General features: G+C 55.5%; 11 protein-coding genes and 1 pseudogene. 11 read left to right on the plus strand and 1 reads right to left on the minus strand.

Annotated features, from left to right (window positions below; translation table 11 throughout):
* Nucleotide 1 precedes the first annotated feature (1 nt).
* From prfB to QE270_RS05230, 5 genes are all read left to right on the plus strand, one after another.
* Nucleotides 2-1,096, plus strand: a complete 1,095-nt coding sequence (prfB, locus tag QE270_RS05210) for a peptide chain release factor 2 (RefSeq protein ID WP_300036219.1) — start codon at nucleotides 2-4, stop codon at nucleotides 1,094-1,096.
* Between the two features lie 185 nt (nucleotides 1,097-1,281).
* Nucleotides 1,282-3,234 carry an acetate--CoA ligase gene (gene acs, locus QE270_RS05215; RefSeq protein ID WP_300036222.1) on the plus strand — a complete coding sequence of 651 codons (1,953 nt, stop codon included), beginning with the start codon at nucleotides 1,282-1,284 and terminating at the stop codon, nucleotides 3,232-3,234.
* Nucleotides 3,235-3,371: 137 nt separating this feature from the next.
* Nucleotides 3,372-4,529, plus strand: a complete 1,158-nt coding sequence (locus QE270_RS05220) for a CaiB/BaiF CoA-transferase family protein (protein ID WP_300036225.1) — start codon at nucleotides 3,372-3,374, stop codon at nucleotides 4,527-4,529.
* Between the two features lie 2 nt (nucleotides 4,530-4,531).
* Nucleotides 4,532-5,746: an acetyl-CoA C-acetyltransferase gene (locus QE270_RS05225; protein WP_300036228.1), complete on the plus strand. Its 1,215-nt coding sequence runs from the start codon at nucleotides 4,532-4,534 to the stop codon at nucleotides 5,744-5,746.
* Nucleotides 5,747-5,760: 14 nt separating this feature from the next.
* Entirely contained in the window at nucleotides 5,761-7,956 is a 2,196-nt protein-coding gene (locus tag QE270_RS05230) for a 3-hydroxyacyl-CoA dehydrogenase NAD-binding domain-containing protein (RefSeq protein WP_300036231.1), read from the plus strand.
* A gap of 72 nt (nucleotides 7,957-8,028) precedes the next feature.
* Here the strand turns inward: QE270_RS05230 and QE270_RS05235 are convergent, their stop codons facing one another.
* Nucleotides 8,029-10,638, minus strand: a complete 2,610-nt coding sequence (locus tag QE270_RS05235) for a TonB-dependent receptor (protein ID WP_300036234.1) — start codon at nucleotides 10,636-10,638, stop codon at nucleotides 8,029-8,031.
* Between the two features lie 218 nt (nucleotides 10,639-10,856).
* Here QE270_RS05235 and QE270_RS05240 point away from each other — a divergent pair, with 218 nt between their 5' ends.
* From QE270_RS05240 to QE270_RS05265, 6 genes and pseudogenes are all read left to right on the plus strand, one after another.
* Nucleotides 10,857-13,049: a thiamine pyrophosphate-dependent enzyme gene (locus QE270_RS05240; protein ID WP_300036237.1), complete on the plus strand. Its 2,193-nt coding sequence runs from the start codon at nucleotides 10,857-10,859 to the stop codon at nucleotides 13,047-13,049.
* Nucleotides 13,046-14,104: an ACP S-malonyltransferase gene (locus QE270_RS05245; protein ID WP_300036239.1), complete on the plus strand. Its 1,059-nt coding sequence runs from the start codon at nucleotides 13,046-13,048 to the stop codon at nucleotides 14,102-14,104. Before QE270_RS05240 ends, QE270_RS05245 begins: the two co-directional genes overlap by 4 nt.
* Nucleotides 14,105-14,182: 78 nt before the next feature.
* Nucleotides 14,183-15,628, plus strand: coding sequence for a glucose-6-phosphate dehydrogenase (gene zwf, locus QE270_RS05250; RefSeq protein WP_300036242.1), 1,446 nt, complete (start codon nucleotides 14,183-14,185; stop codon nucleotides 15,626-15,628).
* Nucleotides 15,621-17,444 (plus strand): phosphogluconate dehydratase, encoded by a 1,824-nt coding sequence (edd, locus tag QE270_RS05255; protein ID WP_300036244.1) that lies wholly within the window; start codon nucleotides 15,621-15,623, stop codon nucleotides 17,442-17,444. Before zwf ends, edd begins: the two co-directional genes overlap by 8 nt.
* Nucleotides 17,441-18,412 (plus strand): glucokinase, encoded by a 972-nt coding sequence (gene glk / locus QE270_RS05260; RefSeq protein ID WP_300036246.1) that lies wholly within the window; start codon nucleotides 17,441-17,443, stop codon nucleotides 18,410-18,412. Before edd ends, glk begins: the two co-directional genes overlap by 4 nt.
* Nucleotides 18,413-18,424: 12 nt before the next feature.
* Nucleotides 18,425-18,733: pseudogene (locus QE270_RS05265) on the plus strand (2-dehydro-3-deoxyphosphogluconate aldolase); the annotation flags it as partial.

Genomic DNA, 18,733 nt, shown 5'->3' on the forward strand with positions numbered 1-18,733 from the left:
CATTGATGCTGCCCTTAACCTGGTTAAGATGTCGCTTGATTGGGACCGCGCATTGCGCCGTCTGGATGAGTTGAACGCAAAGGTGGAAGATCCGACCTTGTGGGACAATCCCAAAGCCGCTGAAGAGGTTATGCGCGAGCGCCGCCGCCTTGATGCCGCCATCAGCACCGTGCGCGAAATTGACGCCGACAAGAGCGGAACGGTCGAACTGATTGAGCTTGCCGAAATGGAAGGCGATGCAGAGCTTGGCGACGAAGGTGCCGCATCGCTTAAGGCATTGGCGGACCGTGCCGACAAGGACAAGGTCATGGCGCTGCTTTCGGGCGAAGCTGATGGCAATGATACATTCATCGAAATTCACGCCGGCGCCGGCGGCACGGAAAGCCAGGATTGGGCCGAAATGCTCCAGCGCATGTATTATCGCTGGGCTGAACAGCGCGGCTATAAAGTCGAAATGGTGGATTATCAGGCCGGTGATCAGGCGGGTATCAAGTCGGCGACGTTGCTGGTCAAAGGCGAAAATGCCTATGGCTATGCCAAGACCGAAAGCGGCGTCCATCGCCTCGTCCGCATCTCGCCTTATGACAGCGCAGCGAAACGCCACACGAGTTTCTCCAGCGTCTGGGTCTATCCCGTTATTGACGACAATATCGACATTGAAATCAACGAAGGCGATTTGAAAATCGATACCTACCGCGCGTCAGGCGCTGGTGGGCAGCATGTTAACACGACGGACTCTGCCGTGCGCATTACCCACAAGCCCTCGGGTATTGTTGTCGCCAGCCAGAATGACCGCAGCCAGCACAAGAACCGCGCAACCGCGATGGGCATGTTGAAGGCGCGCTTGTATGAAGCCGAGCTTCGCAAGCGTGAAGAAGTCGCATCGGGCGAATATGCGGCAAAGACCGAAATCGGCTGGGGTCACCAGATCCGTTCCTACGTGCTTCAGCCATATCAGATGGTCAAAGACCTGCGCACGGGCGTGACGTCCCCAACACCTAGCGATGTGCTGGACGGCGACCTAGACAATTTTATCGCCGCAGCATTGGCCCAGCGCGTGACAGGCGAGGCGGTTTCGGTTGATGATGTAGATTAGGCTTTTGCTCGTTTTTCCAATCCCCGGCAACGTCGACGAGCCCGCCAGTAAATCTCTATTGGGTGGATAGAGTTGCAGCGGTTATTGAGGCGTGTGAAGAGCGTTTGCATGCTTTAGCCTTGAATCCCTTGGCCTACTCCACTTATGCAGGGGCTAAGTAGACGCTGCGTTATGGGAGAAAGCAAATGACTGAACATCAAGACTGGTTCCCGATACCCGCAAACGCCGCGGCAAACACGCAATGTAGTGCCGCCGATTATGACAGGATGTATGCGCAAAGCATTGCCGATCCTGACGCCTTTTGGGCCAAGCAGGCCGAGCGCATTGATTGGGTAACGCCGCCGACGAAGATCGCCAACTGGTCGTTCGATCCAGTGGATATCAAATGGTATGAAGACGGTGTTCTCAACCTCTGCCACAATGCCATTGATCGTCATGTTAATGCGGGCAAGGGCGATGCGATTGCTTTTATCTTTGAGCCCGATGACCCAGCCAACCCTGCGCGGCGTGTCAGCTATTCTGAGCTACTTGCCGAAGTGACGCGCATGGCCAATGCGCTCAAGAAACTTGGCGCTGGCAAGGGCGACCGTGTGACCATTTACATGCCGATGTGCGTCGAGGGCGCGGTTGCTATGCTCGCGTGCGCGCGGATCGGGGCCGTGCACAGCGTTGTCTTCGGAGGGTTTTCGCCCGAAGCGATTGCGGGACGTATTAAAGATTGCGCGAGCCGCTATGTGATCTGCGCCGACAGTGGGCTTCGCGGAGGCAAATCCGTGCCGTTGAAAGCCAATATTGACGCTGCGCTTGAAAAGGTAAGTGGGGTCGAGGCCGTTCTTGTCGTGCGTCATACAGGTGCGCCTGTGACTATGGAGCCCCGCCGCGACCATTATTTTGACGAGATTGCGGTTTTGGGCGAATGCCCCTGTGAACCCATGCACGCGGAAGACCCGTTGTTCATTTTGTATACGTCTGGTTCAACTGGCAGCCCGAAGGGCGTGTTGCACACCGTCGGCGGCTACTCTGTGTGGACCGCGAGCACGTTCCATTATGTGTTTGATTATCGGCCGGGGGACGTTTTCTTTTGTTCTGCCGATATTGGTTGGGTCACCGGGCATAGCTATGTCGTTTACGGTCCGCTGCAAAATGGTGGGACGAGTTTGATATTCGAGGGCATCCCTAGCTACCCCGATAGCGGACGTTTTTGGGATATCATTGACCGGCATCAGGTGAACATTTTTTATACTGCGCCAACGGCGTTGCGGGCGTTGATGCGTGACGGCGATGCGCCAGTTCAGGCGCGGTCGCGCAAGTCGCTTCGCTTACTTGGTACGGTTGGAGAGCCCATTAACCCCGAAGCATGGCGTTGGTATCATGCGACTGTAGGTGAGGGGAAGTTGCCGATTGTCGATACATGGTGGCAGACCGAGACTGGCGGTGTGATGATCACAACCTTACCTGGCGCGCATGGCATGAAACCCGGGAGCGCAGGACGTCCGTATTTTGGTATTCAGCCGCAGTTGGTTGATGGCGATGGTAATGTTCTTGCCGACGAACATATTGGGGGCGCGACCAATGGCAATTTGTGCATCACGCACAGCTGGCCGGGCCAAGCGCGGACGTTATATGGGGATCACAACCGTTTCGTGCAGACGTATTTTTCGACCTATAAGGACAAATATTTCACTGGCGACGGCTGCCGTCGCGACAACGACGGCTATTATTGGATTACCGGCCGGGTCGACGATGTCATCAATGTTTCTGGGCATCGCATGGGCACGGCGGAGGTTGAAAGCGCCTTGGTACTCCACGAATTGGTTGCTGAGGCGGCTGTCGTTGGGTTCCCGCATGATATTAAGGGGCAGGGCATTTATTGCTATGTCACGCTCAACGCAGGTGCTGACCCCTCCGATGCACTGCATGCAGAGCTTCGCTTACAAGTGCGTACAGAAATCGGACCAATCGCATCGCCCGACCATATCCACTTCACGCCAGCTCTGCCCAAGACACGCAGTGGCAAGATTATGCGGCGGATATTGCGCAAAATTGCCGAAAATGATTTCAGCGCTTTGGGTGACACGTCAACCTTGGCTGATCCTAATGTTGTCGATGCACTGGTCGAGGGACGGCAGAACCGTTGACCGTACCGTTCGTATCGAGCGAAACAACAGAGATCTGCTATGCTTGACGCTTGCGTCAACCTGTCGCAACGACTAGAGAATTTCCGTTAATTGCACGATTAAACCTGTATCCTGCATTTTCGCAGTAGGAGGACCCTATGACTGATTTACCGACCCAAAATGGACCCTTAAGCGGCATAAAAGTTGTTGAACTCGCTGGCATCGGGCCTGGCCCTTACGCTGGCCAGCTGCTTGCGGACATGGGCGCGGATGTTATCGTGATCGACAGGCCGGGTGGCGCGCTTGTACCCAAAGCGATTGATGCGCGGGGCAAAAAGTCGATGGTTCTCGACCTCAAAAAACCTGAAGCCGTCGCTGCATTGTTAAAGCTTGTCGAAACCGCTGATGTCTTGATCGAAGGTCTTCGACCCGGCGTAACCGAGCGGATGGGGGTTGGACCAGAAGTCTGCCAGGCCATAAACTCAGGGCTTATTTATGGACGGATGACAGGTTGGGGGCAGACGGGCCCTTGGAGCCAAATGGCCGGACATGATATCAATTATATTGGCATGACCGGAGTGTTGAACGCAATTGGCAAGGATGGGCAGCCGCCCGTGCCTCCGCTCAACATGGTGGGTGATTTCGGCGGCGGGTCAATGTTTCTCGTCAACGGTATCCTCGCGGCGTTAGTCGAGCGCGGCCGGACGGGTAAAGGCAATATAGTCGACGCTGCGATTGTCGATGGCACTAACAGTCTGATGAGTTTTGTCCATGGAATGGCGGGCCTTGGTCAATGGCGCACGAAGCGTGAGGCAAACTTGCTGGACGGGGCCATGCCTTTCTACCGCTGCTACATGACCGCTGATGGTAAGTTCATGGCAGTTGGGTGCATTGAGCCGCAGTTTTTTGCCGCAATGATGGACCGCTTGCCCATCGACAAGGATGCTTATGGAGGTCAGCACGACCGAACCGCTTGGGCGAAGCAGCATGAGATGCTTGAGGATGTGTTTGCCACCAAGGCGCGCGACGCATGGGAAGTGATTTTTGCGGGTACCGATGCCTGCGTAACGCCTGTGCTGGATTATGTGGAGGCGGCGTCGCATCCCGCCAACGCGGAGCGGCAAGCATTTGTGCAGGACGGCCGTTGGCTGCACCCACAGGTCGCGCCGCGGCTTGCAACGCAGCCTTTGGCCACCCGTTTCGAGATTGCAACAAAGGGCGGTGATTATGCCGCCATATTAACCGAAGCTGGACTCGGTGATGACGAAATTTCCCAATTGATTGCGGCAGGCGCCGTGGTCGTAATGAAGGACTGAATATGACCGAAGCCTATATTTATGATGCGGTGCGCAGCCCGCGTGGCAAGGGGCGCCCTGACGGTGCGCTGCATGAAATTACGCCAATCGATTTGGCATCGCAGGTATTGGCGGCCATCCGCGACCGCAACGGCCTGTCGGGCGCCGAAATTGAAGATGTGGCCTTTGGCTGTGTCTCGCCAGTGGGCGAGCAAGGCGCAGTCATTACGCGTACGGCGATCCTCGCTGCAGGCTACCCGCATACGACATCCGGTATTCAGGTGAACCGTTTCTGCGGTTCTGGCCTAGAGGCTTCCAACATCGCAGCTGCCAAGGTGAAGTCTGGCGAATGTGACTTGGCTGTAGGCGGCGGTATTGAATCGATGAGCCGCGTGCCCATGGGCTCTGACGGCGGTGCATGGCCAATTGACCCCCGCTCGGCAATTGCCAATTACTTCATCCCGCAAGGCATTTCTGCGGACCTGATCGCCACAAAATATGGTCATAGCCGCGACGATGTTGACGCTTATGCCGTCGAAAGCCAGAAGCGCGCTGGCCGCGCATGGGCCGAAAAGCGTTTTGCGCGTTCGATCCTGCCAATTAGGGACGTCATTGGCGCAGTCGTGCTTGACCATGACGAATTGATGCGCCCGCAAACTGACATGCAGTCTTTGGGCGCATTGGCCCCTGCGTTCCAGATGATGGGCACGATGATGCCCGGTTTTGACGATATCGCTATCATGCGCTATCCAGAGGTCGAGAAAATCAACCACGTGCATCACGCGGGCAACAGCTCGGGCATTGTTGATGGATCAGCGGCCGTGCTTATTGGTACTAAGGAAGCAGGCGAGAAATACGGGTTGAAGGCGCGCGCGCGTATCGTATCAATGGCCTCTATCGGGTCTGAACCCTCAATCATGCTCACGGGCCCAGAATTTGCCGCGCAAAAGGCGTTGGCGCGCGCTGGAATGGACAAAAGCGACATTGACGTTTGGGAATTGAACGAAGCCTTTGCTTCGGTTGTCCTGCGCTTCATGGAAGCGATGCACATCGATCATTCGGACATCAATGTGAACGGTGGCGCAATCGCCATGGGCCACCCGCTGGGTGCAACTGGCGCGATGATCCTTGGCACTGTGCTTGATGAGTTGGAGCGGTCAGGCAAGTCGACCGCGCTGACCACATTGTGCATTGGCGCCGGCATGGGCACCGCAACTATCATCGAACGCGTGAATTGATTGGGACGGAAAATATGACTTATAAAACTTTCTCAGTCGATATCGATGCCGATGGTATTGCGCTTTTGACGATTGATTTGCCCGATGCCTCGATGAATGTGTGGAATGGTGCATTGATTGAAGAATTCGGCGCATGGGTTGACGATTTTACGACCAATGAAGCCGTCAAAGGCGCGGTCATCACCTCGGGCAAGAAGTCTGGTTTCTTGGCCGGCGCAGACCTCACCATGTTGGGCGGCGCTAAAGCCGGCAGTGCGAAAAAAGCCTTTGATCAGGCGTTTGCCTTGAACGCATTGCTGCGCAAAATGGAAACGGGCGGCCATTCTGCCAAGGACCTTAGTGCGGGTAAGGTTTCTGCTAAGCCGGTTGCTTGCGCGCTCAATGGCCTTGCCTTGGGTGGTGGTCTTGAGCTTGCTTTGGCATGCCATTATCGCGTTGTCGCAGATCATCCGAAGATCCAGCTTGGCATGCCCGAAGTCATGGTCGGATTGCTGCCCGGTGGCGGCGGAACGCAGCGGACGCCCCGCCTCATCGGCCTGCAAAACGCGGCGATGATGATCATTCAGGGTAAGGCGCTGGATCCCGCAACGGCGAAGGCTCAGGGGTTGGTGCACGAAGTTGCGCCTGCGGCTGATCTAATTGCCAATGCCAAGGCGTGGGTGAAGGCTAATCCAAAGGTCACAGCGCCTTGGGACAAGAAGGATTTCAAATTTCCCGGCGGTGCTGGCGCAATGGACCCCCGTGCGGTACAATTGTTCGTTGGCCTGAACGCGATGGCGCACAAAGAAAGCAAAGGCAATTTTGACGCGATTAAAGCGATTTTGTCGTGTTTGTATGAAGGTTCTATCCTGCCGTTCGACACCGCGCTTCGTGTGGAATCCAAATATTTCACCAAGCTGCTTTCGGGTAGCCAAGCGAAGAACATGATCCGCACCTTGTTCATCAACAAGCAGGCTGCTGAAAAGGGCGCTGGCCGCCCTGCAGGCGTCCCGCCGGTTGAGATCAAAAAGGTTGGCGTGTTGGGTGGCGGGCTCATGGGGTCGGGCATTACGCATGTCACCGTTAAGGGCGGTATGGATGTTGTCGTTCTCGACCGCAGCTTGGAAGACGCGAACAAGGCGGTCGATTACAGCCGCAAGATTATCGACAAGGCCGTCAGCCGTGGCAAGATGGCCAAGGAAGCTGGCGATGCTTTCATGGCGCGCATCACGCCTACGGACAATTATGACGACCTAAAGGATGTCGACCTTATCATTGAGGCTGTTTTTGAGCGCCCCGATGTGAAGGCGGATGTCATCAAGAAGGCCGAAGCCGTAATTGGCCCTGATGTCGTGTTCGCTTCGAACACGTCGACATTGCCGATCACCGGCCTCGCCAAAAATTCATCGCGTCCGGAGTTGTTCGTTGGGCTGCATTTCTTCTCACCCGTTGAAAAAATGCCGCTGCTCGAAATCATTCCAGGCGAATTGACGGGCCCACGTGCCTTGGCGGCAGCGTTCGATTATAATGCCAAGATTAAGAAAACGCCGATTGTGGTCAAGGATGTCCGCGGCTTCTTCACCAACCGCGTTTTCCCGCCCTATATGGGTGAGGCGATGAAGTTGGTCACTGAGGGCGTTAAACCAGCTTTGATTGAAAACGCGGCCAAGTCGCTTGGTATGCCGATCGGTCCTCTGGCGTTGCTTGATGAAACGACCTTGCAACTCGGGTATGACGTGATGCAGTCGACCAAGAAGGAGTTGGGCGACGCGTATCAGCCAAGCGGTACCGAAGACTTTATGGAGTTGATGGTGGTCAAGCTGGGCCGCAAGGGACGTCGTTTTGGCTCTGGCTTTTACGATTATGATGCCAAGGGCGAACGCCTTGGTCTGTGGCAGGGCATGGCGGAGCATTATCCGCTCACCGAGGAACAGCCGTCGGTGGAAGAGGTGAAGCAACGTTTGCTGTACATCCAGTTGATTGCCACGGCACAATGCTTTGAAGAAGACGTTGTCAAAGACCCGCAAAGCGCCGATTTAGGAGCGATTTTTGGTTGGGGCTTTGCGCCTTATACCGGCGGTCCCATGAGCTATATCGACACGGTCGGGCTGGAGAATTTCGTCCGCACTGCCGACAATCTGGCGCAGCGTTTTGGCAGCCGGTTCGCGCCACCCAAAAGCTTCCGCGAGATGGCTGACAAGGGCGAGACCTTGTATAAAGCAGCCGCTTAAACTTAGAGTAATAGGCACAAAAAAAGGGCGGCCTCCGGTTTGGAGACCGCCCTTTTTATTTGTAATGTTGGTTTAGAACTTAGCGCGGACAGTCAAGCCGTACATGCGTGGTTCTTCCACGAAACCGATCAACGAGCGTGTTCCAGCACCGCCGCGAAGTGGCGTATTGGCCGTAATTCCGCGTGTGATTTCGTTCGTCAGGTTCGTACCCCATAGTTCAAAGGTGTAGCGTTCATCCGGCGTGGTAAGCCCGATGCGTGCATTCATCTTGAAGTAGTTTTCCTGCTGTGCCAGCGGCACGGGCAGACCGTTCGTATCGGTGTCGATTGTCCGGGTCGTGCGGCTATCGGAGTAGTTCACATTGCCGTTGACCAACAAGTTCCAACCTGAGTCATTCAAAGGACCATCGTAAGTCATACCGACTACGCCCGCAAATTTAGGCGCGTTCGTTAGATCTTGACCGCAAAGTCGCAATGTGGATCCGAGAGCAGCGGCTGCTACGCCATCCGCACAGTTGCCGGGATAGCGCGCATTGGCATATGTTGCCGAGACATTCGCAGAGATGTTATCGCTCAACTTACCAAACAACTCTAGTTCAGCACCCGTCGACCGCGCCGAATTGACGTTAAAGGTCAGGAACTGGACGCCAGTAAATTCAAGCACCTGGAAGTCGCTCATTTTCATATCGAACAAAGCCAAATTGGCCTTGATGCTTCCAAACAAAGTTGCCTTTACGCCGACTTCGATCTGGTTGACCTTTTCCGATTTGAAGCTTGGATCAGCATAAACCGGCGCAACAATGACCGGACCACCTGGTGTTGCCAATCCGCCAAGAATGGCTGCCGAGTTCTGCAAGGTTGCCGACTGCGGATCAAGGTTAAAGCCTCCCGATTTGAATCCATGGCTGTAACCGGCGTACAACAAAAGATCTTCGTTCGCCTTGTACCCAAGTTGCGCTGTGTAGGTGATCTCATCGTCTTTGAACTCCTGAGCCCACACACGCGGCAACGGCAGTTTCGCACTGGCAAGACCGCCACCCACAGCTGCCGGAGCAGTAAGGGCAACCGATGTTGCAAATGGGAAGCAGTTGAGGCCAATCATACCCGCACGAAGTGGCGCAGGAACACCACCAGTCAACACACCATTCACACTTGCCTGGCACGCACTGGCACCTGCGCCGGTCGTTCCAGCAAGCTGGTTGAATGATGCGTCCTTGGTTTCATTCACATAGCGCGCGCCAAGCGTTAGGCTTAGCTTGTCCGTGAAACTGATGACATTATGCGTGAACACCGAGTAGCTGCTTGCATCCTGCAGGAACCGGTTTTCGGCGTAGTTGCCATTTGCGTTAACCGGAACACCGGCATTGCCGAGTGCGGTCAGCGCGAACAATGGGTTGACCCCAGCCGCATTGGCAAAGTTAAATGCGCTGCCAGTGCGTTGGAAATCAGCGTTCAGTGTCATCGTCTGGTCAGCACGAATTTTCTCACTGGAGTAAAATCCACCGACCAACCAATCAACCCGATCGTTAACCGCCGTGCCCTGCAAGCGTAATTCCTGCGTAAAGGTTTTGATATGGTCACCTGACGGCAAGATTCCGGGACGCGATGTGGGTGCTCCATTACCGACCGTGTAGGTGTCGTTGGCGGTGAAGCCACCGACCGTTGTCGAACTCGAATCGAACTTACGATATGCGGTTACCGAGGTCAGCTTTGCGGCACCCAAGTCCCATTTCAATTCGGCCGACGTGCCCCATTGCTTAGAGCCGTTCTTGTAAGGGCCGCCGTTGATCGACAAATTCTTAAGAGCGCTCAATCCGGACTGGTCTACGCCATCGCTCGCTAGGCCGTGGAAGGTTGAGAAAGGCGCAAGTTCGGTTTCGCGAACAATAACGGCTTCGCAGCATTGTTCGTCAGTTTTGGCGTAATCGGCCAACAGGCGGATGCTGACATCGGCATTGGGTTCGATATAGAGCTGACCGCGCAGCATATAGCGGTCACGGTCATTGCTTTCGGCGCCTGTGGGGGATTTTAGATATCCGTCGCGCTTGCGCCATGTGCCTGAAAGCCGAACGCCAGCGACATCTTGCACAACTGGAAGGCTAACACCTCCCTGCAAGTTCATGAAATTATAATTGCCATAGCTGGCATTCACAAAACCTTCGGTGGTCGAAAGGCTAGGACGCTTTGTGGAGACGTTCAATGCACCAGCCGACGTATTGCGGCCGAACAATGTACCCTGAGGACCACGCAGAATTTCAAGACGTTCGATGTCGACAAGGTCACCCAATGCTACACCGGGGCGTGACTGATAGACACCGTCAATGAAAACGCCGACCGAGCTCTCAAGTCCGGTGTTGTTGCCGGTGGTGCCGACGCCACGGACCTTGATCGAGGTGCCTTGCGTTTCGGTCTGCGAAGACTGAATGTTGATGCTCGGCGAAATGGATGCCAGGTTCTTGATGTCGTTGACACCCTGACGCTCCAAAGCTTCAGGCGCGACTGCGGTCACGGCAAGCGGAATGTCTTGCACGTCCATAGCGCGCAACGTTGCGGTCACGATGATGGGTTCATCACCGCTGTCGTCGCTAGATTGGGCTGTCTGGGCGTAAGCTGCGGGAACCAGCATGGCGCTGCATATAGTGCTGCATAATGCAGCGGTAATTATACGATTAAAACGACGCATTTCTCTCTCCTCCTTGTAACCGACACCCCAGCTGCATTTGCTGCTGTTCATGGAATGGCGGCGCTTTCATACTTCTCGGTTAGGTAAATCCGAGAAGAAACTCTTTAACACAGGCCACCCTATCGCTGAAATTTGACAAATCCAGCAATTTAATTGTGCGATTGAAAATATCACTTTGCTGTGGCTTTTATACACTTAGGCGTTCATCAACTGACGCTATGTTTGATCGCCCCACGATACTGGACGAGGCTTTCTCCCGCCGCGTCGCTGCGCATGATTTTCCCGCTTCGCGCAACAACGCGGCGCACTCTTCACTTGCTCTGCATGTGCTTGTCGATTTGTTCGATAGCCAGATTATGAGCCGCCATCTCGATCTTTGGGCGCGGCGGTCAAAGGGCAAGACATTTTATTCTATTGGCAGTTCTGGCCATGAGGGCACGGCTGCCATGGCGGCGGCGACACGTTCGACCGATATGGCGTTTCTGCATTATCGCGATGCCGCATTCCTGATCCAGCGCAAAAAGCAGGCAGGCGGACTGACGCCATTGCATGACATGGCTTTGTCCTTTGCCGCGTCGGCAGATGACCCAATATCAGGCGGGCGGCATAAGGTGTTGGGATGCGCGCATACGTTTGTGCCGCCGCAGACGAGCACAATTGCCTCGCATCTACCCAAGGCAGTTGGTGCGGCGCATTCTTTGGGAATGGCGCAGCGGTTGCAACTCGCCGATGCAGTCCTGCCGCATGACTCTGTTATCTTATGTTCGTTCGGCGATGCGTCTGCCAATCATTCTACATCGCAGGGTGCATTCAACGCGGCATGCTGGGCCGCGTATCAGCATTTGCCCATGCCGATCGTCTTTCTGTGCGAAGATAACGGCATCGGGATCTCTGTGCGCACTCCGAGCGGTTGGATTGCGGCCAATTTCGCTAATCGTCCTGCCCTGCATTATGTCAGTTGCGACGGCGCTGACCTGAATAATGCGTTGCGCGGGTGCGAAGAGGCGGTCACGTTCGCCCGTACGCGGCGTAAACCCGTTTTCCTGCATATGCAGACGATCCGTTTAATGGGGCATGCAGGCGCCGACGTCGAATTAAGCTATGCCCCCATCGCGCAGATTGAAGCCGCCGAGGCGCAAGACCCGTTGCTGCATAGCGCGCGCATTTTGCATGAACAGGCTGGGATGTCGGGCCTGGAAATAGTCGCCCGTTATGAAGATATGCGTGCACGGGTGGAGCGGGTTGCGCTTGATGCATTGGCCAAACCGCGTTTGGCGACTGTTGCTGAGGTGATGGCTTCGATTGAACCAGAGAAGGGCACGAAGCCGTCGCCGCCCTTGCTAGATGCCGCTAGGCGCGATGTTATGTTTGCCAAGGACGCGCGTAACTTGGCCAAGCCTGTCACATTGGCAAAAAGCATTAATTTTGCGCTCGCCGACATCATGCTGCAATATCCCAATGTCGCCGTTTTTGGTGAGGATGTCGCGCGCAAGGGCGGCGTCTATGGCGTGACGCAAGGGTTGCAGGAGAAGTTCGGCGCGGCCCGCGTTTTCGACACATTGTTGGATGAACAAACGATTTTGGGGCTTGCGATCGGCATGGCGCATAATGCTTTTGTGCCGATACCCGAAATCCAGTTTCTGGCCTATCTGCACAATGCGGAGGACCAGATCCGCGGCGAAGCGGCGACATTGTCTTTCTTTTCAAACCGGCAATATCGTAACCCGATGGTCATACGCATTGCAGGTCTACCCTATCAAAAGGGTTTTGGCGGGCATTTCCATAACGACAATAGCCTTGCTGTTCTCACCGATATTCCTGGCATCATCGTCGCCTGTCCGTCAAACGCATCGGATGCACCTGCCATGCTGCGTGAGTGCGTTCGCTTGGCGCATGAAGATGGGCGCGTGGTGGTCTTTATCGAGCCGATTGCATTATATCATACGAGCGACTTGCATGCGCCAGACGATGGCGGATGGACCGCGCCCTATGTGTCGCCGGATGCGGATGCCCCGATAGCTTTAGGTGCGCTGGGTAAATTCGGCAATGGAACTGAACTTGCTATTATAACATACGGAAATAGTTATTTTCTTTCGCGTCAAGCCATGTCCGAATTGGAGGCGGAGGGCATCGATTTAAGGATCATTGATCTGCGCTGGTTGCATCCCCTTGAACCCGAGGCAATTGCGGCTGCTGTTGCCGATTGTCGGAATATCCTCATTGTCGATGAATGCCGCCGGTCGGGGAGCCTGAGTGAGAAGCTGATGACCATATTGACCGAGGCGGGTCGCGGGGATGTTACGAACCGGATTACCGCCGAAGATTGCTTCATTCCATTGGGGCCAGCCGCCGAATTGGTCTTGCCGAGCAAGGCCTCCATAATCGAAGCGGCACGGGCGGCGGTCGCATGAAAAAGCGGGCCTTGGTCGTTTGTCCCGGACGCGGGACCTATAATGCGGCCGAACTCGGGTATCTGCAAACGCATCACGCGGCGCGTTCGGATGCGATAGCAACAGTGGATGCGGTCCGCGTGGCCAAGAGGCAAGTCCCCATCTCGCAACTGGATAGTGCACCCAAATACACGCCATCGGTGCATATGACTGGTGAGAATGCATCTCCGTTGATTTACGCCTGCGCGATGGCTGACTTCGCCGCGATTGACCGTGACCGTTTTGATATCGTGGCGGTTACAGGTAACTCAATGGGATGGTATCTGGCGCTGGCATGCGCCGGCATTCTTGACCTCGCAGGCGGAGCGCGGCTGGTCAACAATATGGGTGGGTTAATGCACCAGCAGGGAGCCGGGGGTCAGATTGTCTGGCCCATTGTTGATGATGATTGGCAAATACAGGAAAATAAAATATTATTTATCAGAAATTTGTTAACCGAAGCGAAAGCATTTTCTGAAATAAAAATTTATGTTTCTATCCGGCTTGGCGGCATGATTGTTTTTGCAGCAGACGAGGCCGGACTGAAATGGCTTATGGAGCGCCTCCCCAAAGACGACCGCTTTCCTCTACGCCTCATGCACCATGCGGCTTTTCACAGCCCATTGTTGAACCACATCGTGCCGATGGCGCGCGCCGAAAACGAAGCGAGCGACTTTGGCATAGGCGATATTCCTGCAATCGACGGGCAGGGGCGTATTTGGTCGCCCAGCGCGTTCAGTCGCGAAGCGATTTACGACTATACGCTTGGCGCGCAATTGACCGATAGCTATGATTTCACCCGTGCGGTTCAAGTCGCGGCGGCTGAATTTGCGCCTGATACGATAATAGTATTAGGGCCCGGCACGTCATTAGCTGCGCCAACCATTCAGGCCCTGATTGCCTCTGGCTGGCGCGGATTGTCTGGTAAAGCCGACTTCCAAGCGCGGCAACAGGATGCCCCTATATTGATATCCATGGGCATGACTGATCAGCGTATTTTGGCCGAGAGCGAAATGGTGCATACGAATAAGCGCTAGACGCTCGGTCGCTTCAAGATAAAGGGAAAAGCGATTTTGCAAGGCGAACGCCTACTGCCTTGCCAGGAGACCGACGGAATGCGTGACCATAGTTCCAATTTGCTGCTGTTTGGGGCGACGGGAGATCTCTCTCGCCGCATGCTTTTGCCGTCCTTATATGCTTTGCACGCCGATGGCTTGATTGAACCAAACCTGCGCATTTTTGGTACCGCCCGCAGCGCGCTTACCGACGACGCCTTCCGCGACATGGCCCGCGCGGCCTTGTGTGAATTCCTACCAGACGACCGTAAGGCAGAAGGATTGATCGACGCTTTCCTACAACGCCTGCATTATGTTCCGCTTGATGCATCAGACCCTGATGGCTTTGCGACCCTTGCCGCGCGGATTGGAGACATATCGGGCGGGTTGTCCATCTTCCTTTCGACCGCGCCGTCACTTTTTGAAGCAACGATTAAGGGCCTGCACAGCGCAGGGTTGTCGGGCGACAATGTCCGCATTGGCCTTGAAAAGCCGTTGGGCAATGATCGCGCCTCCTCCTGTCATATCAATGACGCCGTCAACGCGGTATTCCCCGAAAAGCGGACCTTCCGTATCGACCATTATCTGGGCAAGGAAACCGTCCAGAACCTAATGGCGCTGCGCTTTGCCAATATGCTGTTCGAGCCGCTGTGGAACGCCAATGCTATCGCGCATGTGCAAATTACTATCAGCGAGACTGTCGGGCTCGAGGGACGCGCTGGATTTTATGACGATACCGGCGCGTTGCGTGACATGGTCCAGAACCACATGCTACAACTGCTTGCGTTAATCGCGATGGAACCGCCGGCAAGCTTGGATGCGACGGCCATTCGCGATGAAAAGGTTAAAGTCCTTCGTGCGCTGCGTCCTGTGATTGAGGGTGATGTTGTGACCGGCCAATATTTCGGCGGCGCAGTGAATGGCGATGCGGTAAAAAGCTATGAAAGTGATCTTGGTAAACCGTCGGACACCGAGACCTTTGTCGCTATCAAGGCCTATGTCGACAATTGGCGCTGGCAGGGCGTGCCTTTCTTTCTGCGCACCGGAAAGCGGCTCCCCGAAAGACGCAGCGAGATTGTCATCCAGTTCAAACCTGTCCCCCACAATGTGTTTAGGGATCGCGGCGGCAAGCTTGAGGCGAATACCCTCATCATCCGTTTACAGCCTGAGGAATATGTAAGGCTATTGGTTATGGCGAAAAAGCCCGGTCTGGATCGTGGTGGTGTTACGTTACGCGAAGTGCCGTTGGACCTGTCGCTCACGGCAGCCTTTGCCGGATCGCGACGGCGCATTGCCTATGAAAGATTGCTTCTGGACCTCATAGAAGGCGACCAGTCGCTATTTGTGCGCCGGGATGAGGTTGAAGCCCAGTGGGGCTGGGTTGATGCTATACGAGCCTTATGGAGCGTTACAGGACTTAAGCCAAAAGCCTATGGCGCAGGCAATTGGGGTCCCAATGCGGCGATTGCACTTACCGAACGTGATGGAGTGAGCTGGCATGAGTGAAATGCACGCAACAGTTGAAGCCGTCACTGCGCGCATTGTCGAACGGTCTAAGCGCGGACGTCAGGCCTATCTCGACCTGATAGCCAAGCAACGCGACGCTGGCGTCAACCGCCCTGTCTTAAGCTGCGGCAACCTTGCCCATGGCTTTGCTGCGAGCGGCGAGGACAAGGCATCTATCCGTGATGGTAAGGCGATGAACATCGGCATCATCAGTGCCTATAATGACATGCTGTCCGCGCATCAGCCTTATGGCCGCTATCCCGAGCAAATAAAGATCTTCGCGCGCGAGGTTGGCGCCACTGCGCAAGTCGCAGGTTCAACCCCCGCGATGTGCGATGGCGTGACGCAGGGGCAGGATTCGATGGAACTGTCTTTGTTCAGCCGCGATGTCATCGCCATGGCAACGGCAGTTGGCTTAAGCCATGGTATGTTTGAAAGCGTCGCGATGTTGGGCATCTGCGACAAGATTGTCCCCGGCCTGTTGATGGGCGCATTGCGCTTTGGCCATTTACCGACCATCCTTATCCCTGCTGGCCCAATGCCATCGGGGCTTGCCAACAAAGAAAAGCAACGCGTTCGCCAGCTTTATGCGGAGGGCAAGGTGGGCCGCGTCGAATTGCTCGAGGCGGAGGCCGCCTCTTACCATAGCGCGGGCACCTGCACATTTTACGGAACGGCAAATTCCAACCAAATGATGATGGAAGTCATGGGGCTGCATATTCCCGGATCTGCTTTCATCAACCCCGGCACGAAATTACGCACCGAACTTACACGCGCCGCCGTGCATCGTTTGAGCGAGATTGGCTGGGATGGGGATGATTATCGGCCCTTGGGGCTTTGTGTTGATGAGAAAGCGATTGTGAACGCATGTGTGGGCTTGCTTGCGACGGGGGGCTCAACCAATCATGCGTTACATATTCCTGCCATTGCACGTGCGGCTGGGATAATAATCGACTGGGAAGATTTGGACCAATTGTCTTCGGCCGTGCCGCTCATTGCGCGGGTCTATCCAAATGGATCGGGTGATGTGAACCATTTCCACGCGGCGGGCGGCATGGGTTATGTCATTCGGGAGTTGATACATGCCGGCCTGCTACACCGCGATATCATGACCGTCGCAGGCGATGATTTGGCCGATTACGGGCGTGAGCCGATGTTAAAAGATGACACGCTTGTGTGGCGTAACCCCCCAGCGGTCTCCGCCGATGACACTATGTTGCGTCCGCCATCTGCCCCTTTCAGCCCCGATGGAGGGATGCGTCTGGTAACCGGCAATCTGGGCCGTGCAACGTTTAAGACGAGCGCCGTCGACCCTGTACGCTGGACGATAGAAGCGCCGGTGCGGGTTTTTGACGACCAGAATGAAGCCCTCGCCGCATTCAAGGCTGACGAATTGGAGTGCGACGTCATCGTGGTCATCCGTTTTCAGGGGCCAGCGGCGAATGGCATGCCTGAATTGCACAAATTGACCCCACCCTTGGGCGTGTTGCAGGACAAGGGCTTTAACGTGGCGCTTATCACCGATGGACGGATATCCGGCGCGTCGGGCAAAGTACCTGCCGCCATTCACTTGAGTCCAGAGGGTGCGCGGGGCGGGGCTATCGCCAAGCTTCAGGATGGTGACATCGTTCGCTTGTGCGCGAACACCGGCACGCTGTCGGTCTTGGTGGATGCCTACATTTGGTCTGCACGCGCAGCGGCGCCAACACCAGCGCAGCATGTCGGCACGGGGCGCGAGCTGTTTGCATTAATGCGGGCGGGTGCGGACGAAGCGGAGAAGGGCGGTTCGGCTATGTTGGCGGCGGCTGGACTATGACTGCTATTGTCGCTGTCGATATCGGTGGAACCCACGCCCGTTTCGCAATTGCCGAAGTTCAAAAGGGGCGCGTAATTGACTTAAGTGAGGCTGTTACGCTCAAAACCGCCGAACATGGGAGTTTTCAGACCGCGTGGCAGGAGTTTAAGCGTTTGAACGGCGCTTCGCTTCCCCGTGCGGTGGCGATTGCCATTGCCGGGCCAGTAGACGCCGATGTTATAGAGCTTACCAACAATCCTTGGATTATCCACCGGTCGATGGTGTGCGAAAAATTGGACGTCGACAATTTTGTTATTGTGAATGATTTCGGCGCGGTCGGGCACTCAGTTGCGCACGCTGGAGCAGAGCATTTCCAATATCTGGCCGGGCCGGAGCAGGATTTTGCGCAGGAAGGCACTATAAGCATCATTGGGCCGGGGACTGGGCTTGGTGTTGCGCACCTATGGCGCAAGGGCAGTAGCTATCAAGTGCAGGCCACCCAAGGCGGACATATTGATTTTGCGCCGCTGGATGCAATTGAAGACGCCGTTCTTGCGCGTTTACGCAAACGGTATGGCAGGGTGTCGATTGAACGCGTCGTGTCTGGTCCAGGGCTAATTAATCTCTACGAAACGCTTGCTGCCATTGAGGGGCGTGCTGCCCAGCAATATGATGACAAGACATTGTGGCAAATGGGCATGTCCGGCCAAGACAGCCTTGCCGCCGCAGCAGTAGACCGTTTCTGCCTGTCGCTTGGCAGCGTGGCAGGGGACATCACGCTCGCGCAAGGCGGGTTTGCAGGCGTGGTGATTGCCGGAGGCCTTGGCTTGCGCATAAAGGATAGCCTTATCCGTTCAGGCTTTGCCGAACGATTTAGGGCGAAGGGACGGTTTGAAAACCTAATGTCCGCTATCCCCGTAAAACTGATCACGCACCCGCAGCCGGGCCTATTTGGCGCAGCGGCGGCTTATGCCCAGCAACATGTTTAAGGATGCAACCAGATGAGCCCCGTTGAGACAATTATGCGAACCGCGCCCGTTATTCCGGTGCTGGTAATTGAGGATGCGGTTCACGCGCGGGCCATCGCCGAGGCGCTTGTTGCAGGCGGGTTGCCAGTGCTTGAGGTTACGTTGCGCACCGTTGCTGCCTTGGATGCGATTGCAGAGATGAAGAAAGTCCCAGGTGCAATTGTAGGCGCAGGCACAGTCGTAGACGTGCCGGGACTGGATAGCGCGATAGCTGCCGGCGCGGAATTCATTGTCTCGCCAGGACTGACCGACAATTTGGGTAAGGCGGCTATTGCAAAAAAT

It is taken from the genome of Sphingorhabdus sp., assembly GCF_029865925.1.
Taxonomy (GTDB): domain Bacteria; phylum Pseudomonadota; class Alphaproteobacteria; order Sphingomonadales; family Sphingomonadaceae; genus Sphingorhabdus_B.